Source organism: Rhizobium sp. CC-YZS058 (assembly GCF_034720595.1).
In the GTDB taxonomy this organism is placed as follows: domain Bacteria; phylum Pseudomonadota; class Alphaproteobacteria; order Rhizobiales; family Rhizobiaceae; genus Ferranicluibacter.
The window spans coordinates 3379569-3402303 of sequence record NZ_JAYESJ010000001.1 but is presented as its reverse complement, the minus strand read 5'-3'; the positions used below and the strand labels follow the sequence as shown (position 1 = coordinate 3402303).

The window sequence follows — 22735 nt, the reverse complement described above, 5'->3', positions numbered from 1 at the left end:
GCTCAGGCGCGTCGCTTCCTGGCGCGCATTCCCGGCAGAAGGTCGAGCACCAGCAGGCATCCGAGCACGATGATCGCGGCGCCGGCAAGCTGCATGCCGGTCAAGGGTTCGCCAAGCACGACCGCGCCGACGAAGACCGCCACGATGGTGACGGCGAACTCGACGCTGATCGAGCGCGTCGCACCGATCGAGGCGACCAGCTTGAAATACAGCACATAGGTCAGCGCGCTCATTACCAGCGCCGAGGTGAACAGCGCCGCCCAGTCGAGCGGCCGCGGCCAGCCGGGGACGGGAATGATCAGCAAGAGGGGCAGCGTCATCAGCCCGCCGATCAGGAAAGCGGCCGAGGTGACCTCCAGCGCATCGACGCCGGCAAGCCGGGCGCTGACGACATTGCTGCCGAGTGCTGCGCAGAAGCAGCCTGCAAGGCAGGCCACGCAGCCGAGGATGAACGACGCGGTGACCGGAACGGCGGGAAAGCCGACCAGCAGCACGATGCCGCCCATGCCGAGCGCGAGGCCGAGAAGCCGGGACGGCGTCATGCGCTCCAGCCCCCAGAGCTGGGCGATGATCATGGAAAACAGCGGGATCGCGGCGACGATGATCGCCGCCATGGCCGTGCCGATCAGCGGCGTTCCATAGGAAAGGCCGATCAGCTGGCCAGCGACTGTGGTTGCGCCGACCAGCGCCAGCGGCCAGAAGCGGGCGGTAAACCGCAGCCGGCGGCCGGTAAGCCGGGCAAAGAGCAGGAGCGCGGAGCCTGCGATCAGCGCGCGCAGCGAGACCGCGCCTACCCAGCCGAAGCCGTCCACCACATGCAGAATGACGAGGAAGGACAAGCCCCAGGCGAGCGCCAAGAAGAGGTAGGAGGCAAGGTCGCGGGGCTGCATGCGGGCTCGAAGCGGCGGGAGAGACGATTGCCGGTGCTTACCCGATGGGGTGTCGCCGCGATAGCCCGTTTCTCCACTGATCAGCCGGGCAGCGTCACCGAACCGGGATCTGCCGGCATCAGAAACAGATAATAGCACGCCGCCACCACCATCGCGATGATGAAGATGGTGATCACGAAACGCCGCATGCCGCGGCCGGCTTTCTTGTTGGTGCTTGTCGTCATGGGCGCCCTAACTCGGCAGGCTCCGCTTTTGTTCCCGTCCATGCTGCAATGCGGAAAATGGGCGGGACAGGCGCGGCCGCCTATGCCATAAGGCGCCAAAATCGATCCAAGGCCGGGCCACCATGATCCGTATCGAAAATGTCAGCAAGCAGAACAGCCATCGTCTCCTCTTCATCGAGGCCTCCGCCGCGCTGAACAAGGGCGAGAAGATCGGCCTCGTGGGCCCGAACGGTGCCGGCAAAACCACGCTCTTCCGCATGATCACCGGCCAGGAAATCCCCGACGAGGGGCAGATCTCGGTCGAAAAGGGCGTCACCGTCGGCTATTTCGACCAGGATGTCGGCGAAATGTCCGGCCGCAGCGCGGTCGCCGAGGTCATGGAGGGGGCCGGACCCGTGAGCGTGGTTGCGGCCGAACTGCGTGACCTCGAAGCTGCGATGGTCGACCCGGACCGGATGGACGAGATGGACGCCATCATCGAGCGCTATGGCGAGGTACAGGCGCGCTATGAGGAACTGGACGGCTACGCGCTGGAAGGCCGGGCGCGGGAAGTGCTGGACGGGCTTTCCTTCACCCAGGCGATGATGGACGGCGATGTCGGCAAGCTTTCGGGCGGCTGGAAGATGCGCGTGGCGCTGGCCCGCATTCTGCTCATGCGCCCGGATGTCATGCTGCTCGACGAGCCGAGCAACCATCTCGATCTCGAAAGCCTGATCTGGCTCGAATCCTTCCTCAAGTCCTATGAGGGCGCGCTGCTCATGACCTCGCATGACCGCGAGTTCATGAACCGCATCGTGACAAAAATCATCGAGATCGACGGCGGCGGGCTGACAAGCTTTTCCGGCGACTATGCCTTCTACGAGCAGCAGCGCGCGCTGAACGAGAAGCATCAGCAGGCGCAGTTCGAGCGTCAGCAGGCCATGCTCGCCAAGGAGATCAAGTTCATCGAGCGGTTCAAGGCGCGCGCCTCGCATGCCTCGCAGGTGCAGAGCCGCGTCAAGAAACTCGAGAAGATCGACCGCGTGGAGCCCCCGCGCCGGCGCCAGACCGTCGCCTTCGACTTCCTGCCCGCGCCCCGCTCCGGCGAAGACGTGGTCAGCCTCAAGAAGGTGCAGAAGGCCTATGGCACGCGCACCATTTATGACGGCTTCGACTTCGTCGTCCGGCGCCGCGAGCGCTGGTGCATCATGGGCGTCAACGGCGCCGGCAAATCAACGCTGTTGAAGCTGGTGGCCGGCACGGCCCAGCCGGATGCCGGCACGGTGGCGCTCGGCGCCAGCGTGAAGATGGGCTATTTCGCCCAGCATGCGATGGACCTGCTCGATGGCGAGCGCACGGTGTTCGAATGGCTGGAGGACAGTTTCCCCAAGGCGGGCCAAGGCCCGCTGCGCGCGCTGGCCGGCTGTTTCGGCTTTTCCGGCGACGATGTCGAAAAGCGCTGCCGGGTTCTCTCCGGCGGGGAAAAGGCACGCCTGGTGATGGCCGCCATGCTGTTCGATCCGCCGAACCTTCTGGTGCTCGACGAGCCGACGAACCATCTCGATCTCGACACCAAGGAAATGCTGATCAAGGCGCTGGCGCTGTACGAAGGCACCATGCTCTTCGTCTCGCACGACCGCCACTTCCTCGCCGCACTTTCCAACCGCGTCCTCGAACTGACCCCCGACGGCATCCACCAATATGGCGGCGGCTACACGGAGTATGTCGAGCGCACAGGCCAGGAAGCGCCGGGGTTGCACAGCTGACGGATCGTCTTGGACAAGAAAGTCGATAGTCCGGAAGGCCGCCCGTTTTCAGCGGCTCGCACTCAGAACCCGATCGTTTCCTCAAACGCGTCCCAAGACTGGTACATCTGATAGCGACCGATTCCGCGGATGGGGACGTGGCCGTAGAGGGGGGAGATCTGGAGTTCGGCTTCGAGTTCGCTGCGGCCGGCGACAGCGCCGAGATAGATGGCGCTCGCCAGGCCCGTGCGGTTGGCGCCATGTTCGCAGTGGATGAGCAGCGGCTTCGGGGCGTCGCGCATCAGCGCGGCAAGGCGGGCGCCGTCCTCGTTCGACAAGACCTTCTTCGAACTCAGCGGAAGATCGATCAGGGTGATGCCGGCCTGCTTGGCCGCGGCCACTTCGTCCGCGTACCATTCAGTGCGCTTCTCGTTGCGCAGGTTCAGGATGGTCTTGATACCGTACTGCTTTGCGTAAAGGGCGACATCGTCGCCGCTCGGCTGGCCGGAGCGATAGAGTTCGCCGGGGATGACCGTGTGGAAATTTCCGGTCAGCTGGTCCACGCCCATCTTGGCGCCCAGCGTGGCAGGCAGTGCGGCAATGCAAAGGGCAGCGATGCCGGCGATGCGCAGGCGGCGGCGAAGGGGCGTCCGAGGGGCGGTCATGGGCTTTTCTATCCTGCCCCGAGGCAGGCATGCAACCCGTTCACGCAGAAGTCACCGCAATGCCGGACGGCCTTGGGTCTCACGAGCCGGCATCCTGATTGATGGCGTGGGGCGAGGGCTGGCTCGGCTGGTCGCGGGTGCGATCGGCCGACTGAACCCAGAAGACGGCCGCGGCAGCAGCGAGGCAGAGGATGACCACAAGGCTCGCGAGGAAGGTGGTGGTGCGGCGGGAACTCTGGGTGCGCATGGCGTGTTGACTCCGGGACAAGGGATGGCGCGCCTGCGCGACGCTCAGTAAGCGGGCCGAGCCTGCCGCAGAAACAAAGGAGCGCGAGGGATGGCGCTTTGGGTGTTGCCGGTCGAACCGGATGAAGGGGGAGGAGTTCCCGCGAGCTCAGGCGGAAAAGATGCGCTCGATGATGAAGACCATCTCCTGATCGTCCGAGCAGAGTTCGCAGCGCCCTTCGTCCACACAGGTCAGGATCGTGTCGATCTGGCGCTCGTTGCGCTCGCTGGCAAGCAGCAACACCCGGCGCAGATCGAACGCGCTGAGACTGACGGGCCGGCGCGTCAGGCGACCGGAACGGTAAACGCTCAACTGATAATTCTCGACCATTCCGGCCCCCGCTCGTTGGGCATAGAGATATCATGCTTATGCGAATGCGGATGTTTCAGTGCAGAAACGTACCAAGCTCGAAGGTTCGAAGAAGATCTCAGTCTTCTCGCGACACATGGACCTGTAGTTTCGAATATGTGATAATTCTTATATTATGTGGCGCAGCCTGTTTGTTCTTCTATCCGACTTAAGGTGCGGAGCATATCCATAGAATCAATGGGTCTACACGTGAGAATTGTTTAACCAGACCGTCGCAAACTATCCTTCCAAAAGAAGGAGGACGGGACCGTGTTGGGGCTAACGAGTTTCAGTGATGCAGCAAACGTTCTGCGCGCGCTTTCCCATTCGCAGGCAGTCATTGAATTCGATCTCACCGGCCGTATTCTTTCGGCCAATACCAATTTCTGCTCGGCCATGGGCTATGGTTTCGAGGAGATCCGCGGCCAACACCATTCCCTCTTCTGCGATCCAGCCACCGTCGCCTCTCCGGCTTACAAGGCCTTCTGGGCCGGACTTGCGGCCGGGCGGTTCGATGCCGGCGCCTATCGCCGGGTTGGCAAGGGCGGACGCGAGGTCTGGATCCAGGCCACCTACAATCCTGTCTTCAGCGGCTCCAAGCCGTACAAGGTCATCAAGCTCGCAGCTGATATCACTGCCGCCAAACATGCCGCCATCGAGAATGCCGGCAAGCTGGGCGCCATTTCCCGCTCGCAGGCCGTCATCGAATTCACCCCTGCGGGGGAGATCATCACCGCCAACCAGAACTTCTGCGCCACGCTCGGCTATCAGCTCGAAGAGATTGTCGGACGTCACCACCGGATCTTCTGCAAGCGCGACTATGTGGAAACGGCGGAGTACCAGAGCTTCTGGCCCCGCCTTGCCGGCGGCGAGTTCATTGCCAGCGAATTCGTCCGCATCGCCAAGAACGGCAGCGAGATCTGGATCCAGGCTGCCTATAACCCGATCCTCGATGCCGATGGCAAGGTGACCAAGGTCGTCAAGTTCGCAACCGACGTCACCGAGCGCATGAGCGCCATCAATGCGATGGGCGCGGCGATGAAGCGGGTGTCGAGGGGCGACCTGACCTGTTCGCTGAATGAGCGCTTTGTGCCCTCGATGGAGTCCTTGCGCGGCGATTTCAATGCCACGCTCGATCAGCTGCGCGAAACGCTGTCCGGCATCGGCATTGCGGTTGAGGCGGTCGCGTCTGCCGCCCGCGAGATCAGCTCCAATGCCGACAGCTTCTCGCGGCGGGTGGAGCAGCAGGCGGCGTCTCTCGAAGAAACAGCGGCGGCGCTGGAGGAAATCACCACGACCGTCAACGACACGAGCCGCGGTGCAGAGGAAGCCGGCCGTCTCGTCGCCAAGGCGCGCGAAAGCGCCGAATGTTCGGGCGATCTCGTCAGCACGGCTGTCGAGGCCATGGCCGATATCCAGAAATCCTCCGATGGGATTGCCAGCATCATCGGCGTGATCGACGAGATTGCTTTCCAGACGAACCTTCTGGCGCTCAATGCCGGGGTCGAGGCCGCGCGGGCCGGCGAGGCGGGCAAGGGCTTCGCCGTGGTGGCCCAGGAGGTGCGCGAGCTCGCCCAGCGATCGGCGCAGGCGGCCAAGGAGATCAAGAGCCTGATCGGCTCCTCCGGGTCACATGTGAAAACCGGCGTCGAGCTGGTCGGTCGCACCGGCGGAACCCTGCGGGCCATCGCCGACGAGGTGACGCGGATCGACAGCAATATCTCCAGCATCGCAGCTGCCGCCCGCGAACAGGCGAGCGGGCTGAGGGAGATCAACATCGCCGTCAACTCCATGGACCAGGCCACGCAGCAGAATGCCGCCATGGCCGAGGAAAGCACGGCTGCCTCCCATGATCTGGCAAACCAAGCTGCCGCCCTGCGCGAACTCCTCAGCCGCTTCGACTATGGCGCAACCAGCAGCCCCGCCCGGCGCGCCGCGGCCTGAGCGCGGCCAAAGACCCGGACTCATCCTGCGTTCGATCTTCAAGGCGCCCTGTCGAGACAGGCGGGGCGCTTTTGAGATGTCGTGCTGCGCGCAGTTTTCATCTCGCGCGCAATCCGAATGGTTCCATTCACCTTCGCTTAAGAGCGTTCGTAAACGGAAACATACGAATTCTGAGTCAGTGTAAGCTTACAATACATGATGAATGGAGTGACGAGACATGGATCGCCGGACCCGAGCCCTGCGGTTGATGCGTGGTTTTGCGCAGGCGCGTGGTGGCAATTTCGCCATGATGGGCGCCCTTCTGCTTCCTTTGCTGATCGGCGCTGCCGGCGTGGGTCTCGATGTGACGCGGCTCGTCCTGGCCAAGACCGAGCTGCAGGACGCCGTGGACATCGCAGCCTTGGCCGCTTCCTCCGGCCTTGCCAACGAGGTGATGACCCCGGACCAGGCAAAGGCCGCCGCCCGCAACCATCTCACCATCGCCATGTCCAATGCCAAGCGCTCGGGCATGACGGTGGAGGAGACGAAGGACGCGGAGGATGTGGCGAAGAACGCCGAGATCACGATCGATACTAGCGCCACCGGCGTCGGCAGCGGCAAGAAATACACCATCCTCGTCAGCGCCTCGCTGCACCAGAAGATGACGCCCTTGTCGAAGCTGCTGGGCTTGAGCGATGTCACCGTTTCGGCAAGCGGCCAATCGGTCGGCTCGACCGCGACCGAAAGCGCGCTGTCGATGTTCCTCGTCCTCGACCGTTCCGGTTCGATGGGAGAGGCGACCAACAAGCCGGGGATCAACAAGATCCAGTCGCTCAAGCTGGCTGTGGAGGCCCTGCTGGCCCAGTTCACCAAGGCCGACCCAGGGAACACCTATGCGCGCACCGCGGCTGTTTCCTATAATGGCAGCATGCAAACGCCCTCCGCCTTCACCTGGGACGAACAAACGACGCTCGCTTACGTCAAGGCGCTGACGGCGACCGGCACCACCGATTCGAGCAAGGCGATGGCGACGGCCTACACCGCGCTGACGAACGGCGACGAGGACAAGGTCCACAAGGACAAGACCGGTCTGATCCCGAAGAAGTTCATGGTCTTCATGACCGATGGCGACAATACCAGCACCGCCTTCGACACGGCCACCAAGGCAACCTGCGATACGGCGCGGGCGAACAAGGTGACCGTCTATACCGTCGCCTTCATGGCGCCCGCCAAGGGCAAGTCGCTCCTGCAATATTGCGCGACCTCGCCCAGCCACTACTTCCCGGCCGAAAATGCCGACGCCCTCATCGCCGCCTTTGCCTCCATCGGCCGCGACGCCTCGCAGCTCGCCGTGCGGCTGACGAAGTAGAGCGGACAAGGTCCGGCAAAACCAAAGGCTCTCTCCGCAGCACCAGGCAGCCGAGCGTGCGCCAAACCGGCTCAGGCTCGGCTGTTGGTGTTTTGAACGGCCGAAGGGCAACGTCTTGGTTCAGCCGAGAACGCCATCGGCGGATCTGCACCGATTAGGGTCAGTTCGAAAGATTTGTCTCTGGAGAAGAATGGTGCCGCTTACGTGACTCGAACACGTGACCCCATCATTACGAATGATGTGCTCTACCGACTGAGCTAAAGCGGCCCAAGGGGCGGCCCCGCTGGGGGCGGCCGGATGTGAGGGGGCTGATACCTGCAAAGCGGGGGAATTTCAAGACGTCTTCTGTGTCTTGTCGGAAAAAGCCTGTGCTTCGCTAGAGGGACGGGGCGCGACGCCGAGCCGCAAGCGGGCCTCGGCATATTCGGCCTCCAGCCGGTCGATCAGCGTGCTGACCGGTCCGCGGCTGGTCACCGCGCCGATCCCCTGGCCGGCGCCCCAGATGTCGCGCCAGGCCTTGGCGCCGCCATCGGCGGAGGCGGCGGCAAAATCGATGCCTTCGGCACTCATTCCCGAAAGCGCCGCGGGATCGAGCCCGGCCTTGAGGATCGACGCGCGGAGGTAGTTGCCGGGAATGCCGGTGAAATGGGCGGTGTAGAAAATGTCGGCCGCCTTGCTGTCGACGATCATCTGCTTGTAGTCGGCGCTGGCACGCGCCTCGTCGGTGGCAATGAAGGGCGAGCCGATATAGGCCATGTCGGCGCCCATGGCCTCGGCGGCGAGGATGGCGCCGCCGGTGGCGATCGCGCCGGAAAGCAGCAGCGGCCCTTCGAACCAGGCGCGGATTTCCTGGACGAGCGCGAATGGCGAGAGCGTGCCGGCATGGCCTCCGGCGCCGGCCGCCACCGCGATCAGCCCATCCGCGCCCTTGTTGATCGCCGAGCGGGCGTGGCGATCGTTGATGACATCATGCAGCACGAGCCCGCCATAGGCATGGATGGCCGCGTTGACCTCCGGAACCGCGCCCAGAGACGAAATGACAATCGGCACCCGGTATTTGACGCAAAGCGCGAGGTCGTGCTCCAGGCGGCGGTTGGTCTTGTGAACGATCTGGTTGACGGCAAAGGGCGCGCTCGGCCGGTCGGGGTTGGCGCGGTCATGGGCGGCAAGCGTTTCGGTGATCTCCGCCAGCCAGTCGTCGAGGGCCGAATCCGGCCGTGCATTGAGCGCGGGAAACGCGCCGATGACGCCCGCCTTGCATTGGGCGATCGTCAGGGCGGGATGGGAAATGATGAACAGCGGCGCCGCGATGACAGGCAGGCGCAGCCGGTCTTTGAGAATAGGGGGCAGCGCCATGCGATCGTCCTCGGTGTTGATTGACGTGTGCGTAAACGGAAGATAAGCCCAGCCTTCGTCGTTTGGCAAGCAAGGGACGCGGAGTTTTCCTGCGTCCACGTGGTCCTGATCCATCGGGCGGGAGACAGCGGCGGCGCGAGCGTTGCGCGACGTCGGGTGCGCTGCCGCGTGCTTCAGTGTCCTCGGGTTTCCGCTCGGCCTCGCAAGCTGTTCAGTCCGGCCGCGAGTTTGCCCTCCGCCCTTGCGGAACGCGGCGCCAACGGTTACCGAATCCTGAACAGCACCGGCATGCGGCGCTGGAGCATCGTCGGCCGGCCAAGACCGGCTGCCGGAACCGCGTGGATCTCTCGATCGCGTGCGGATGCCGGATCATCGGCGCTCCGACGTTCATGCCCAAGGGAGCAAGTGGTGAGCGGACTCGAAACGGCCATCAGGCAGGCGCTGGAGCGATCCGACCGCACGAGCGCGGAAACCCGCGCCAGGATCTACCAGTCGGCGCGCAATGCGCTGGAGGCGGGGCTGCGCAAGCAGAACATCGTTGACAGCGTGGTCGTGGCGCAGCAGCGCCACAGGCTGGAAACCGTCATTCACGGGATCGAGCAGGAGGAGCAGCGTGCAATCTCCTCTGCCCCGGTGAGCCAACCGGCCGCACCTGCGGCCAGGCCCGTCACACCGCCCGCTTCGTCGGCCATCCGCCCCGCAGAGGGCGGGCAACGCGCCGAGCCGCGGTTCGGGTCGGCCTCGACTCCGCCCTTCGCCGCCTCTCCGGCCGAGGAGCGACACGCCCCACGCGCGGATGCAGCGCCGAGCCTCGACGATGTCCATGATGATCCGGCCTATCCTGCGCCGCGCGAGACGCTCAGCGTTTCTCTCGACGGCGAGCGGTCCACGCGTGTGGATCCCCGTGCCCAGGAGCGCTTGGACGCGTCGCGCGATCGGAGCGCCGCGGGGTCCGATGCGCCGTCGCTCACCGCCGAACCGCGTGTCGCGCGCGATCGGGCTGCCGGTCGTCTGGCCGATCGGCGTGGTCGTGGCGGTCGGAAGAAGCAGGATCGTTTCGAGGACAGCAATGACCTCGGCCTGCCGGGCGTGGAGCCGCTCGTTCCGCGCCGCCGCCGCAGGGGGCGCTGGGTCTCCGGCCTGGCGGCCTTCGCCATTCTTTTCGGCGCGATCGGCAGTGCCGCCTGGTGGGTGGTCAGCACCGGCCTTCTCCAGGCGCCCGCGACGCTTCTGACACCGCAGAGCACCATCTCCGCCACCGATTTCGACGCCAGCGCCGGTCTGCGCACCCTCGGCGCCCAGGCCGGATTCTCCGGCGACTGGACCAATGTCTACCTGCCCGGCGAAGGCACGGCCACGCCAGGGTCCGCGGCAAGGCTCGAGGTTCTCGAGGATGAAGCCGGCAAGCGCCTGCGGATCATTTCGGCCGAAGAGGGCCCCGATGGCGCCGTCGCGATCGCGGTGCCTGCAGAAATCTTGGCACTTCTTTCCGGCAAAACCTCGACCCTGGCGCTGAGCGTGCGCGCGGACATGGGCAAGCCGACGCAATTCTCCGTCGAATGCGATTTCGGATCACTCGGTGGGTGCGAGCGTCATCGGTTCACGGTCAATGACGAGACGAGCGACATGCTGTTCAAGGTCAGCTTCGACCGCAGCCTCGCGCCGAACAGCCCCGGGCGGATTCTGATCAACAGCGATGTCTCCGGCCGCGGCGCGGCGCTGGACCTGTCGGCGATCCGCCTTCTGCCGGGGCAATGACTGAGTTCACGGGTGCGGCCAGCCTGACGCCACGGGCGCCCGCAGATTCTGCCGCGCACCGGCATTTTTGAACAAAAATAGGTCAGGCACTCGCCCTTGCGCCACTTGCATGCGCGTTCGAATAGTGTTCGATTTAAAGTTGCGTAAAAAAGCGACATAAGCTTAAAATTTAAGCGTAACTGACCGCTCATATTCAGACATCATCAAATCCTGATTTGTAAGCTGTGTTCACTGCCCGACCTAGCTTCAGGCATGAATGGAGCCAACATGTCCCTTCGCGGAAAACTTCTTGTCAGTATCGCCCTGCTTGTCGGCGTCATCGTCGGCATCTCGGCCTTTTCCTTCTCGGCGATGAGCCGAACCTCGCAGCTTGCAGCCTCGATCGTCACCGACCGTGTTCTGCCGATGGAGCAGCTGAAGGTCATTGCCGACCGTTATGCGGTCAATATCGTCGATACCGTCCACAAAGTACGGTCCGGCGCCCTCGGCTTTGCCGAGGGTTCCGCCAGTGTCGAGGCGGCGCTGCGCGACATCGATCAAAGCTGGAACGCCTATATGGCGACCTATCTCACCACGGAAGAAAAGGCGATGGCGGAGAGTTTCGCCAAGGATCGTCTGCAGGCCGATGCCAAGGTGAAGGTGCTGCTCGGGCTGCTGGCCAGCAAGGATCAGGCCGCGCTCGCCACCTTCGCGGATACGGAACTCTATCCGACCATCGACCCGCTGGGCGGCGATGTCGGCGCGTTGATCGATTTGCAGATCCGCGTATCGAAGGAAAAGTTGGCGGAAGGGCAGGCGTTGAAAACCCAGCTGACGCGCGTGATGATCGGCCTCTCGGCACTCGCCACCGGCATCGCAGCCTTTGCCGTCTATACCGTGGTTGCCGGCGTGGTTCGGCCGGTCAACTCCATCACCGGCGCCATGAAGGCACTTGCGGAAGGCAATGTCGATGTCGAGATCTATGGCGAAACGCGCCGCGACGAAATCGGCGTGATGGCGGGCACCGTTGCCGTCTTCCGGGAAAACGCGCGCGAGCGGCGCCGCCTGACGCAGGAAGCGGAGGCGAGCCGCGCTCTGTCCGAACAGGAGCGCCTGGCACGCGAACGGCGCCAGGCGGAAGAGGCGGAGGAAGTCCGCTTTGCCGTCGCCTGCATCGGCGATGCGCTTGGTCAATTGTCCGAAGGCCGGCTGACCTGCCGGATCAACGACCGGTTCGCCGAGCGGCTGGACCGGGTGCGGGTCGACTTCAACGCCGCGGTAGAGAAGCTCGAACAGGCCATGCGCAAGGTGGGCGAGAATGCCGAGGCGATCGCCGCCGGCTCGAACCAGATCCTGTCGGCCGCCGACGACCTCTCCCGCCGTACCGAGCAGCAGGCCGCCTCGGTGGAAGAAACCGCCGCGGCGCTGGAGCAGATCACCACCACCGTCAGCGATTCCAGCCGCCGTGCGGAAGAGGCGGGCGCACTGGTCAAGGAGGCCCGCAGCTCCGCCGAGCTGTCGGGTGACATCGTCGAGCGTGCCGTCCGGGCCATGCAGGACATCGAGGGCTCGGCGCGAGAAATCTCCTCCATCATCGGCGTGATCGACGAGATCGCCTTCCAGACCAACCTGCTGGCGCTCAATGCGGGCGTCGAGGCAGCGCGGGCGGGGGAGGCCGGCAAGGGCTTTGCCGTCGTCGCGCAGGAGGTTCGGGAGTTGGCGCAACGCTCCGCCGGCGCGGCCAAGGAAATCAAGGCGCTGATCAGCAAATCCGGGGGCCAGGTCAAGACCGGCGTCGAGCTGGTCACCCAGACGGGCGCCGCCCTTCAGCAGATCGTCGCCCAGGTTCAGGGCATCAGCATGAACGTCTCGGCCATCGTCGAAGGCGCGCGCGAGCAGGCGAGCGGGTTGAAAGAGATCAACCACGCCGTCAACACGATCGACCAGAACACCCAGCACAATGCCAGCATGGTGGAGGAATCGACCGCGGCCAGCCATTCGCTGGCGCGGGAGGCGGACGAGCTCTTCAAGCTGGTCGGCGGCTTCGAGCTTTCGCGAGGCGGCCAGCAGGCGAAGGTGCGGAGCGAGCGCGCGCCTCCTCGTTTCAACCGCGCCGCCTAAGCCGCGCTCAGCCGGCGCTCACACACCCTTAACGTCTGAAGGGCGGGCACCGTGCGGTGCCCGCCCTTCACCTGTCTTTCCCTCAGCGGCCGGCAGGATTCACTTCCTGAGGAAATCCGGACCGCTGCCCAGGATCTTGTCGTCGATCTCGCCGATCGCCACCGGATCCTTGCCGGCATAATCGAGCCGGGTCAGGATATGGCGGATGACATGCAGGCGCGCGCGGCGCCGGTCGTTCGCCCGCACCACGGTCCAGGGCGCCTTGTCGGTATGCGTCTCCTTGAACATGCGGTCCCGCTTTTCCGTATAGTCGTCCCAGCGCGTCAACGCCTCGATATCCATCGGTGAAAGCTTCCACACCTTCAGCGGATCATGGCGACGCTGGTGAAACTGCATCAGCTGCATTTCCCGGCCGATCTCCAGCCAGATCTTGATCAGCGTGATGCCCTCGTCGACGATCATCTTCTCGAAGCGCGGCGTCTGCGTCAGAAAGTGTTCGTACTGCTCGGGCGTGCAGAAGCCCATGACGGGCTCGACGCCGGCACGGTTGTACCAGGACCGGTCGAAGAGAATGAATTCCCCGGCCGAGGGAAAATGGGTGATGTAGCGCTGGTAGTACCATTGACCCTGTTCGGTTTCCGTCGGCTTGGTCAGGGCGACGATGCGGGCCGTACGCGGGTTCATATAGGCACGCGTCTCATGGATCGCGCCGCCCTTGCCGGCGGCGTCCCGCCCTTCGAACAGAACGATCACCCGCTTCCCGGTGGCCTGCTGCCAGGCCTGAACCTTGACGAGCTCGATCTGGAGGCGCTCGAGATCGGTCTTGAACGTGTCCTTGTCGAGCTTCTTGTCATAGGGGTAGCCGCCGGAAGACATGGCCTTCTTGGTGACCCAGTCCGGCAGTTCCGGCGTGTCGACATCGAAGCTCTTCGTCTTGCCGCCGATCTTCAGCGCCACCGGCAGAATGTCGTCCATTCGCAGTCCTCCTCGGTCTTGGCACCCGGCTCTCTCCCCACGGGTCTTTCGGGAGCTGGGCATAATTCCATTGTGGTTTCAAGCGGTCCGTGAAAATCATGTCACGGAACGGGTTTATGGCATGGTCGAGGCAGCAAAGGCTGCCGGTCGGAAAACGCGCCGACGCAGGAGGGGTTGCATGGCATTCTGGCGGCGTCTGGCGCGCAGGGCCTCGGGCGAATGGGGGCTGGTGCTGCTGTCGCTGCTTGCCGCCGTGGCCGTGGTTCTGTCGGCCGGCCATGTGGCGCTGGTGGCGCTCCTGTGGCTGGTCTTCATCGCGGCACTCCTGCGTCGCCCGAAGGAGGTGAAAGACGAGACTCACGTGATCGCCGACAGCCCGGAAGAGGCGCTGGACCTCGATGCGCTGGGGGCGGGCTTCGACGCGCTCGACATGCCGATCCTGGTGGTCGGGGCCGACGAGGCAGTGCTGTTCCAGAACCAGGCTGCCGAAAAGGCTTTCGGCGTCATCCCGCCGCTGACCGATCTCTCCGCCCGCGTCCGCTCGCCCGGCATTCTCGACATGGTGCGCGAAACCATCGCCACCGGCCGCGTCAACCAGATCGAGCATTCGGAGCGACTGCCGTCGGAGCTCGTCTACGTCGTGCGGGTCGCCCGCACCGTGATCGACGCGGCGGGCCGGACGACCGTCTACGTCATTTCCTACCGCGATATCTCGCAGGCGCGGCGGATCGACCGCATGCGCTCGGACTTCGTTGCCAATGCCAGCCACGAGCTGCGCACGCCGCTCGCCTCGCTGCGCGGCTTCATCGAAACCCTGCAGGGCCCGGCCCGCAACGATCCCAAGGCACAGGAGCGGTTCCTCGGCATCATGCTCGAGCAGGCAACCCGCATGAGCCGGCTGGTGGACGATCTCCTTTCCCTGTCGCGGCTGGAACTGAAGGCCCATATCGCGCCGGCCGACGAGATCGATCTCGTGCCGCTTATCAGCCATGTCTGCGATGCGCTGGGGCCGCTCGCCCGAGATCTCGACGTCGCCATCACCGTCAGTCCGCCGCCGGGCCCCGTCATCGTCCAGGGGGACCGGGACGAACTGATCGAAGTGTTCGAGAACCTTGTCGAGAATGCCTGCAAATACGGGCAGGAGGGCAAGCGCGTCGAAATCACCCTGTCGGGCGGCGGCAGCGACCCGGCCGAAGTCTCCGTGCGTGACCATGGTCCGGGCATTCCGGCCGAACATGTGCCGCGCATCACCGAGCGCTTCTACCGCGTCAATGTCGAGGCCAGCCGGTCGAAAAAAGGCACCGGACTCGGCCTCGCCATCGTCAAACATATCCTCACCCGCCACCGTGCGCGCCTCATCGTGCGCTCCACGCTGGGCGAGGGCACGGTCTTTACGGTCCGCTTTTGACAGCTTGACGGGATTATTGTGCAGCCGTTTTATTTTATTATTTCAAATCAGAGGGTTGCACTGTCATAAATGTTTTGCAGAACTGACATAAAAGCTCGGGGTGTCGGCCGCTAAAGGATTGGTTGCCGATAGATTGACGGCGAAAAAAGAGAGCGCTGCAGCGAAAGCGCACCCACCAGCCCACTTCGGGAGATTTCGATGAACACCCTCAAGCTTACCGCAGCCGCCCTCGTGGCGACCGTCGCCTTTGCCGGCGCTGCCGCCGCTCGCGACCAGATCCAGGTTGCCGGCTCTTCCACCGTTCTTCCCTACGCCAAGATCGTCGCTGAAACCTTCGGCGAGACCTTCCCCGACTTCAAGACCCCGGTCGTCGAATCCGGCGGCACCGGCGCGGGCCTCAAGGAATTCTGCAAGGGCGTTGGCCCGGACACGATCGACATCGCCAATGCTTCGCGCAAGATCAAGGACAGCGAGCTGGAGACCTGCAAGGCCGCCGGCGTCACCGAAGTCCAGGAAGTCAAGATCGGCTATGACGGCATCGTCTTCGCCACCGACAGCGGCAATGCCGACCTGAAGCTCGCGCCGAAGGATCTCTATCTCGGCCTCGCCGCCGAAGTGGTCGTCGACGGCAAGCTGGTCGCCAACCCCTACAAGAAGTGGTCGGACGTCAACAAGGACCTGCCGGACGCCACGATCGCCGCCTATATCCCGGGCGAAAAGCACGGCACGCGCGAAGTCTTCGAAGAGAAGATCCTGCATGCCGGCTGCAAGGACTCCGGCGCCGAAGAGGTCATCAAGGCTGCCGTTTCCGACGCCAAGGAGCAGGCCCGCAAGTGCATCGCGGTCCGCAAGGACGGCATGGCTGTCGACATCGACGGCGATTACACCGAAACGCTCGCCCGCATCGCGGCCAACAAGAGCGGCATCGGCGTCTTCGGTCTCGCCTTCTATGAAAACAATGCCGACAAGCTGAAGGTCGCCACCGTCAACGGCGTCGTGCCCTCGGTTGAAACCATCGCATCCGGCGAATATCCGGTCTCGCGTCCGCTGTTCTTCTACGTCAAGAAGGCGCATCTGGGCGTCATCCCGGGCCTGAAGGAATATGTCGAATTCTTCCTCGACGACCAGATGGTCGGTCCGGAAAGCCCGCTGGCCGCCTATGGTCTCGTCGCCGCTCCGGATGCCGAGCGCGAAGCCGCCCGCAAGGCCTTCACCGACGGCAAGCAGCTCTGATCCATGATGGATCATCCGGCGCGGCGCTTCGCCGCGCCGGACCCCTTTCGTCTCTGATTGGCCGGCTCTCCAGCGTGGACGAGACCGGGGGACCCGACCGATGACAGCATCACTCCTGTTCCTTCTCGTGCTCCTGATCGGAGCCGGTGCCTTTCTGATGGGACGCGCGCGCTCCATCGCTTCGGCCAAGGGCAAGCTCTCCTCCCTTCATTCGCTTCCCGGCTATCACGGCAGTTACGCAGCGCTTCTCTCGCTCCTGCCGGCGCTTCTTGTCTTCGCCGTCTGGCTTGCCGTCGCCCCGTCCGTCATCGATGATCGCACGCGCTTCGGCCTGCCGAACGACGTGCTGAACCAGGGCGCGGCCGCCACCGAGCTGGCGCTCGGCCAGGTCAAGTCTGTGGCCCGCGGCCTGCTTCTGCTCTCGCCGGAAGAGCGGGCCGCGATCGACAATGGATCGGTTTCGCTGCGCGACGGTCTGGCCGCCAGGGGCATTCCGCTCGCCGGTGACGGCGCGCCCTACATGGTCGAGTCCGCCAACCGGTATAATGCGATGAGCCAGACCAGCGCGCTCGCCATGGGCGGCGTGGTTCTGCTGCTTGCCATCGCCGGTGCGGTCTTTGCGCTACGCGGCATCGACCAGCGCTTCCGGGCCCGCAACAGGGTCGAGCGCGTCATCCTCGGCGCCCTCTTGCTCGCCTCCTCCATCGCCATCCTGACCACGATCGGCATCATCGGCTCGATGCTGACCGAGGCGCTGCGCTTCTTTGCCTCCGTCTCGCCGGCCGAGTTCTTCTTCGGCACGGTCTGGGATCCGCGCTTTGCCGCCGCGGGCAACACCGGCCAGGCCGGGCAGTTCGGCCTCCTGCCGCTGCTGGCCGGCACGCTCTACATCGCCTTCGTCGCCATGCTGTTCGCGGTGCCGATCGGCCTCTTCGCCGCCATCTACATGGCGGAATATGCGAGCAACCCGGTTCGCTCCATCGCCAAGCCGCTGCTGGAAATCCTGGCCGGCATCCCCACCATCGTCTACGGCTTCTTCGCCCTCGTGACCGTCGGCCCGTTCCTGCGCGACATCTCGGCCCAGCTGAACGGCCTCGTGACCGGCAATTATACGAGCTTCATCCAGGCCCAGAGCGTGCTGACGGCCGGCATCGTCATGGGTATCATGCTGATCCCCTTCGTCTCCTCGCTCTCCGACGACATCATCACCCAGGTGCCCCGCGCGCTGCGCGATGGCTCGCTCGGGCTTGGGGCGACCCGCTCGGAAACGATCAAGCGCGTGGTGCTGCCGGCAGCGCTTCCCGGCATTGTCGGCGCGCTGCTGCTCACCGCCTCGCGCGCCGTCGGCGAAACCATGATCGTGGTGCTGGCCGCCGGTGTTGCGGCGCGCATGCAGATCAATCCCTTCGAGCCGATGACGACCGTGACCGTCAAGATCGTCAACCAGCTGACCGGCGACCTTGAATTCACCTCGCCGCAGACGCTGGTCGCCTTCGCGCTTGGCATCACGCTCTTCGCCATCACACTCTGCCTCAACATCTACGCGCTCTACATCGTCCGCAAATATCGGGAGCAGTACGAATGACCGATTTCACCCATTCGCTGCCGGGTGCGCCCACCGCGCGTCCCGCCCAGGCCCGGCGCGATATCGGCATCAAGCGCCGCTACGCTTCCGAACGTCGCTTCCGCGCCTATGGCATTGCGGCGATCTGCACCGGCATTTTCTTCCTCTGCCTTCTGCTCTGGACGGTGATCTCCAACGGCTACACCGCCTTCCTGCAGACGACGGTCACGCTGCCGATCACCTTCTCCGAGCAGGTCATCGACCCCAAGAACGAGCGGGCGACCAATCCGGCCAAGCTGATGACGGCGAACTACCCGCTGCTGGTACGCGATGCGCTGGTGGCCAAGCTCGGCATCGATCCGAAGAACCGGGCGGATGTGAAGCTCGCCACCGACATGATTTCGGCGAGCGCCCGCACCCAGCTGCGCGACATCGTCGTCGCCAACCCGGCGATCATCGGCCAGACCATGCCGGTCGCCCTGCTTGCCGAAGGCAATATCGATTCCGCCAACAAGGGGCAGATCGATCTTTCGGTTGCGGAAGCCAACCGCAAGGTCAAGGACAAGCAGGTGGCCTGGATGAAGACGCTCGCCGAGGATGGCGCGCTGACGGCCAACTTCAACACCGGCCTCTTTACCTCGGGTGCGTCCTCGCGGCCGGAGGCCGCCGGCATCGGCGTCGCCGCTTTGGGCTCGCTCTACACGATGATGATCGTTCTGGTTCTCGCTCTGCCGATCGGCGTCGCCGCCTCGATCTATCTCGAGGAATTTGCGCCGAAGAACCGGCTGACGGACCTGATCGAGGTGAACATCAACAACCTCGCGGCCGTTCCCTCGATCGTCTACGGCCTGCTGGGCCTCGCCGTCTTCATCAACTTTGCCGGCCTTCCGCGCTCTGCGGCGCTGGTGGGTGGCCTGGTGCTGACGCTGATGACCCTGCCGACCATCATCATCGCCACACGGGCGGCGCTCAAAGCCGTGCCTCCATCGATCCGCGCAGCAGCCCTCGGTCTCGGCGCCTCGAAGATGCAGACGATCTTCCACCATGTCCTGCCGCTTGCCATGCCGGGCATCCTCACCGGCACCATCATCGGCCTTGCCCACGCGCTCGGCGAAACGGCGCCGCTGCTCCTGATCGGCATGGTCGCCTTCGTGGTCGATTTCCCCGGATCGCCGCTCGAACCCTCCACCGCACTACCGGTCCAGATCTACATGTGGGCCAACGAAGCCGAACGAGCATTTGTCGAACGGACCTCCGGCGCGATCATCATTCTCCTGATCTTCCTGGTGGTCATGAACCTTGGCGCAATCCTGTTGCGGCGTCGCTTTGAGCGTCGCTGGTAGTGAGGTAGAAACGATGAACATGATGACCGAAGCAGCACTCGAGAAGGCAGTGGACCAGAAAATGAATGCGGTGCCCCTGAAAATGGTCGGCAAGGATGTGTCGGTCTATTACGGCGAGAAGCGTGCGCTGTTCGACGTGAACCTCGACATCCGCGAAAACACCGTGACCGCGCTGATCGGCCCTTCGGGCTGCGGCAAGTCCACCTTCCTGCGCACGCTCAACCGCATGAACGACACGATCGACCATTGCCGCGTGACCGGCAAGATCACGCTCGATGGCGGCGATATCTATGATCCTTCGATCGATGTGGTGGAACTGCGCGCCCGTGTCGGCATGGTGTTCCAGAAGCCGAACCCCTTCCCGAAGTCGATCTACGAAAACGTCACCTATGGCCCGAAGATCCACGGGCTCGCCCGCACCAAGGCCGAGTTCGACGCGATCGTCGAGCAGAGCCTGCAGAAGGCCGGCCTCTGGAACGAGGTGAAGGACCGTCTGCACGAATCCGGAACCGGCCTCTCCGGTGGCCAGCAGCAGCGCCTGTGCATTGCGCGTGCCGTCGCCGTCAGCCCGGAAGTGATCCTGATGGACGAGCCCTGCTCGGCGCTCGACCCCATCGCCACCGCCAAGGTCGAGGAGCTGATCCACGAGCTGCGCGCCAATTACACGATCGTCATCGTCACCCACTCGATGCAGCAGGCCGCCCGCGTCTCGCAGCGCACCGCCATGTTCCACCTCGGCAATCTCGTCGAGGAGAACGACACCGACAAGATGTTCACCAATCCGGATGACCAGCGCACCCAGGATTACATCATGGGTCGCTTCGGCTGAGGCCCGTGCCCGCCGCGCCTCTTGAGACAAGGACAGGACCATGGCCAGCCATATCGTTTCCGTTTATGATGAAGACCTGAAATATCTGAGCCGCCGCATTTCCGAAATGGGCGGGCTCGCCGAGCAGATGGTCGCCGAATCCGTGCGCGCCCTCGTCAATGCCGATCTGGGCCTCGCCCAGAAGGTCATTTCCGACGATGTCGTACTCGACGATGCCGAGCGCCAGATCGGCGAAAAGGCGATCGTGACCATCGCCAAGCGCCAGCCGATGGCGGCGGATCTGCGCGAGATCATGGGCTCCATCCGCATTGCCGCCGATCTCGAGCGGGTGGGCGATCTCGGCAAGAACACGGCCAAGCGGGTGATCGCGGTGTCCAGCACCAGCCTGCCGCGCCAGCTCGCCCGTGGGCTCGAACATCTCGCCGAACTGGCGCTGATGCAGCTCAAGGAAGTGCTCGATGTCTATGCCTCGCGCTCGGCCGAAAAGGCCAAGAGCATTCGCGAGCGCGACAGCGAGATCGACGCCATCTACACCTCGCTGTTCCGCGAGCTCTTGACCTACATGATGGAAGATCCGCGCAACATCACCTCCTGCACGCATCTTCTGTTCTGCGCGAAGAACATCGAGCGGATCGGCGACCACGCGACCAACATCGCGGAAACGATCTACTACATGACCACCGGCGCCCAGCCGCTCGGCGAGCGCCCCAAGGATGATTCCGCAAACACGGTGGGTGCGCTCGCCACCTGAGTGATCCGGCTGCCGCGCGCCCCGTGTCTCAGGGCGGTCCCGCCTGCGTTCAACGGCGCTGGCGGCGCGGTACCCTCACTGTGCACTGACCCGCCGGCCTCCGGGGCCGGACAGCAAGAAGGGCCCTTGCGGCCAGTTGTGATCCCCGCACGCCGGACCGCCGGCGCGGGATGGGAGTAGGATGAAATGCAACCCAAGATAGCAGTCGTTGAAGATGAAGAGGCGCTGAGCGTTCTCCTCCGCTACAATCTCGAGGCGGAGGGCTTCGAGGTCGATACGATCGCGCGCGGCGACGAAGCGGAGATCCGCCTGCAGGAGCGCCTGCCGGACCTGCTCATCCTCGACTGGATGCTGCCGGGCGTGTCCGGCATCGAGCTCTGCCGGCGTCTGCGCCAGCGCAATGAAACGGAGCGGCTGCCGATCATCATGCTGACCGCACGCGGCGAAGAGAGCGAGCGCGTCCGTGGCCTGGCGACAGGAGCCGACGATTATGTCGTCAAGCCGTTCTCTACGCCGGAACTGATCGCGCGGGTGCGCGCCATGCTGCGGCGAGCCCGGCCGGAAGTGCTCTCCTCGCTCCTGAAATGCGGCGATATCGAGCTCGACCGCGAGACCCATCGCGTGCATCGCAAGAGCCGCGAGGTGCGTCTCGGCCCGACGGAGTTCCGCCTGCTGGAATTCTTCATGTCCTCGCCGGGCCGCGTCTTTTCGCGCTCGCAATTGCTCGACGGCGTCTGGGGACATGACATCTATGTCGATGAACGCACGGTCGACGTTCATGTCGGCCGGCTGCGCAAGGCGCTGAACTTCGCCAACATGCAGGACGTCATCCGCACCGTGCGCGGCGCCGGCTATTCGCTGGAAGGCTGATCGGACCCTCGGCCGGACGCTTCACACCCCGGCACGAACGAAAAAGCCCTTCCGAACACGAGGCGGGAAGGGCTTCTTCTCATTCGTTTTCCGTTTGCGCACTCAGCGCATGCGGCGGCGCTCGGCAGAGGGCTGGTAGGCGAGGCGGGCATGGAAGGTGCAGTAGGGCGACGTATCCGGCGCATCGTTGCCGCAGAAGTGGAACTCGTCCTTCATCGGATCGCCGATCGGCCATTTGCAGGTCCGGTCGGTCAGCTGCGTCAGCGCCAGCTTGCGCGACGAGGGCGATGCAATGTTGGTATTGGCCGGCTGCTGGGCGTCCTCGAAGAGAGCGACAGCGCGGTCCTGCGTTTCATGGATAACCATCGGGCTGGTGGCGCGGGCTGCCGGACGCGGCGCCACGGCGCGGGGCTGTTCCTGTGCCTGCGTGGCCGGCGCCGCGGAAACCGGACGAACGGGGGTCGCGGGCCGCTTCGGACGCGTAGCCGCCGGCGCGCTGCCGCCCGCCTTGGCACGACCCGGCAGGGACAGGCGATGCACCTTTCCGATCACGGCATTGCGGCTTACGCCGCCGAGCTGCGCGGCAATCTGACTCGCGCTCAGGCCTTCGGCCCAAAGCTTCTTGAGTTTCTCAACGCGCTCATCCGTCCAGTTCATGCTCTCGTGTCTCCCATCCCAGGCATTTCGGAGAGCGAATCCCTCACCGTGTTCCGGAAGCTCCGAAACCACAACGCCTTGACTCTTTTGGTGACTAGGTCCGCCGCATGCGTCTAGCAATTGAGAGTTAACCTAGAGATGGGGTGACTCCGTGACAAGAGTCGCCGGAATCGGCCCGAATCGATTTTTGAGTTTTCCCCAACTTGCTCCGTCGGTGTGATCATTTTGCAAGCCTGTCGGTGATGCGTGACGCGCATGGTTTCATGCGCCGCAAACCTCGACAAAAGCGGGAGTTTTGTTGACAGAAAGGCACGGAATGACAATAGTGCCGCTGCCGCCGCCAAGGCGGCATTTTTCATTGTTCCGGGCCGTTTCGAGCACCGGACGGCCACGCGGAGGTCCGCGCCGGCCGGCAAGGGAAGGCGCCGTTGCTTGAAAGACCGCGTTCAGCGCGCGGCGGTG

Annotated in this window: 20 protein-coding genes and 1 tRNA gene; 12 read left to right on the top strand and 9 right to left on the bottom strand. The window is 64.2% G+C overall.

From position 1 onward, the window contains the following. Nucleotides 1-2: 2 nt before the first annotated feature. On the bottom strand, nucleotides 3-890 hold the full coding sequence (locus tag U8330_RS16285) for a DMT family transporter (RefSeq protein ID WP_323106295.1): 888 nt from the start codon (nucleotides 888-890) through the stop codon (nucleotides 3-5). A gap of 80 nt (nucleotides 891-970) precedes the next feature. Continuing rightward, entirely contained in the window at nucleotides 971-1114 is a 144-nt protein-coding gene (locus U8330_RS16280) for a hypothetical protein (RefSeq protein ID WP_323106294.1), read from the bottom strand. A 122-nt stretch (nucleotides 1115-1236) separates the two neighbouring features. On the opposite strand from U8330_RS16280, the gene U8330_RS16275 reads away from it, so the two are divergent. Beyond that, nucleotides 1237-2859 (top strand): ABC-F family ATP-binding cassette domain-containing protein, encoded by a 1623-nt coding sequence (locus U8330_RS16275; RefSeq protein ID WP_323106293.1) that lies wholly within the window; start codon nucleotides 1237-1239, stop codon nucleotides 2857-2859. Between the two features lie 62 nt (nucleotides 2860-2921). Here U8330_RS16275 and U8330_RS16270 read toward each other — a convergent pair whose 3' ends face one another. The 3 genes from U8330_RS16270 to U8330_RS16260 form a co-directional block, all read right to left on the bottom strand. Next, nucleotides 2922-3407 carry a dual specificity protein phosphatase family protein gene (locus tag U8330_RS16270; RefSeq protein WP_416236929.1) on the bottom strand — a complete coding sequence of 162 codons (486 nt, stop codon included), beginning with the start codon at nucleotides 3405-3407 and terminating at the stop codon, nucleotides 2922-2924. Nucleotides 3408-3582: 175 nt separating this feature from the next. Next, nucleotides 3583-3750: a hypothetical protein gene (locus U8330_RS16265; protein ID WP_323106291.1), complete on the bottom strand. Its 168-nt coding sequence runs from the start codon at nucleotides 3748-3750 to the stop codon at nucleotides 3583-3585. Nucleotides 3751-3897: 147 nt separating this feature from the next. Continuing rightward, nucleotides 3898-4119 carry a hypothetical protein gene (locus U8330_RS16260; RefSeq protein WP_323106290.1) on the bottom strand — a complete coding sequence of 74 codons (222 nt, stop codon included), beginning with the start codon at nucleotides 4117-4119 and terminating at the stop codon, nucleotides 3898-3900. Between the two features lie 288 nt (nucleotides 4120-4407). Here U8330_RS16260 and U8330_RS16255 point away from each other — a divergent pair, with 288 nt between their 5' ends. Next, nucleotides 4408-6081 (top strand): methyl-accepting chemotaxis protein, encoded by a 1674-nt coding sequence (locus tag U8330_RS16255; RefSeq protein WP_323106289.1) that lies wholly within the window; start codon nucleotides 4408-4410, stop codon nucleotides 6079-6081. Nucleotides 6082-6298: 217 nt separating this feature from the next. Beyond that, nucleotides 6299-7429 (top strand): TadE/TadG family type IV pilus assembly protein, encoded by a 1131-nt coding sequence (locus tag U8330_RS16250; protein ID WP_323106288.1) that lies wholly within the window; start codon nucleotides 6299-6301, stop codon nucleotides 7427-7429. 191 nt (nucleotides 7430-7620) lie between these two features. Here the strand turns inward: U8330_RS16250 and U8330_RS16245 are convergent. Both U8330_RS16245 and U8330_RS16240 read right to left on the bottom strand, forming a co-directional pair. Continuing rightward, a tRNA-Thr gene (locus U8330_RS16245) sits at nucleotides 7621-7696 on the bottom strand. Nucleotides 7697-7762: 66 nt separating this feature from the next. Then, complete coding sequence (locus U8330_RS16240; protein WP_323106287.1) at nucleotides 7763-8785, bottom strand: nitronate monooxygenase family protein; 1023 nt, start codon at nucleotides 8783-8785, stop codon at nucleotides 7763-7765. Between the two features lie 408 nt (nucleotides 8786-9193). On the opposite strand from U8330_RS16240, the gene U8330_RS16235 reads away from it, so the two are divergent. Together U8330_RS16235 and U8330_RS16230 are read left to right on the top strand one after the other, a co-directional pair. After that, entirely contained in the window at nucleotides 9194-10543 is a 1350-nt protein-coding gene (locus U8330_RS16235; RefSeq protein ID WP_323106286.1) for a biotin transporter BioY, read from the top strand. Between the two features lie 267 nt (nucleotides 10544-10810). Continuing rightward, nucleotides 10811-12643, top strand: a complete 1833-nt coding sequence (locus U8330_RS16230) for a methyl-accepting chemotaxis protein (protein ID WP_323106285.1) — start codon at nucleotides 10811-10813, stop codon at nucleotides 12641-12643. Between the two features lie 99 nt (nucleotides 12644-12742). Here the strand turns inward: U8330_RS16230 and ppk2 are convergent, their stop codons facing one another. Beyond that, nucleotides 12743-13618 (bottom strand): polyphosphate kinase 2, encoded by an 876-nt coding sequence (gene ppk2 / locus U8330_RS16225; protein ID WP_323106284.1) that lies wholly within the window; start codon nucleotides 13616-13618, stop codon nucleotides 12743-12745. A gap of 178 nt (nucleotides 13619-13796) precedes the next feature. On the opposite strand from ppk2, the gene phoR reads away from it, so the two are divergent. The 7 genes from phoR to phoB all read left to right on the top strand — a co-directional run bounded on the left by phoR (nucleotide 13797) and on the right by phoB (nucleotide 21616). Further along, the gene (gene phoR / locus U8330_RS16220; RefSeq protein ID WP_323106283.1) at nucleotides 13797-15026 is read left to right on the top strand and encodes a phosphate regulon sensor histidine kinase PhoR; all 1230 of its coding nucleotides are present in this window, start codon (nucleotides 13797-13799) and stop codon (nucleotides 15024-15026) included. 198 nt (nucleotides 15027-15224) lie between these two features. After that, on the top strand, nucleotides 15225-16259 hold the full coding sequence (locus U8330_RS16215) for a substrate-binding domain-containing protein (RefSeq protein WP_323106282.1): 1035 nt from the start codon (nucleotides 15225-15227) through the stop codon (nucleotides 16257-16259). A gap of 100 nt (nucleotides 16260-16359) precedes the next feature. Beyond that, on the top strand, nucleotides 16360-17844 hold the full coding sequence (pstC, locus tag U8330_RS16210; RefSeq protein WP_323106281.1) for a phosphate ABC transporter permease subunit PstC: 1485 nt from the start codon (nucleotides 16360-16362) through the stop codon (nucleotides 17842-17844). Further along, complete coding sequence (gene pstA / locus U8330_RS16205; RefSeq protein ID WP_323106280.1) at nucleotides 17841-19166, top strand: phosphate ABC transporter permease PstA; 1326 nt, start codon at nucleotides 17841-17843, stop codon at nucleotides 19164-19166. The genes pstC and pstA overlap by 4 nt, the downstream gene beginning before the upstream one ends. 13 nt (nucleotides 19167-19179) lie before the next feature. After that, the gene (gene pstB / locus U8330_RS16200; RefSeq protein WP_323106279.1) at nucleotides 19180-19995 is read left to right on the top strand and encodes a phosphate ABC transporter ATP-binding protein PstB; all 816 of its coding nucleotides are present in this window, start codon (nucleotides 19180-19182) and stop codon (nucleotides 19993-19995) included. Between the two features lie 40 nt (nucleotides 19996-20035). Then, the gene (gene phoU / locus U8330_RS16195) at nucleotides 20036-20746 is read left to right on the top strand and encodes a phosphate signaling complex protein PhoU (protein ID WP_323106278.1); all 711 of its coding nucleotides are present in this window, start codon (nucleotides 20036-20038) and stop codon (nucleotides 20744-20746) included. 186 nt (nucleotides 20747-20932) lie between these two features. Continuing rightward, nucleotides 20933-21616: a phosphate regulon transcriptional regulator PhoB gene (gene phoB / locus U8330_RS16190; protein ID WP_323106277.1), complete on the top strand. Its 684-nt coding sequence runs from the start codon at nucleotides 20933-20935 to the stop codon at nucleotides 21614-21616. Nucleotides 21617-21718: 102 nt separating this feature from the next. Here phoB and U8330_RS16185 read toward each other — a convergent pair whose 3' ends face one another. Then, a complete protein-coding gene (locus tag U8330_RS16185; RefSeq protein WP_323106276.1) occupies nucleotides 21719-22273 on the bottom strand; it encodes a GcrA family cell cycle regulator in 555 nt (184 codons plus the stop codon). Nucleotides 22274-22735: the final 462 nt, after the last annotated feature.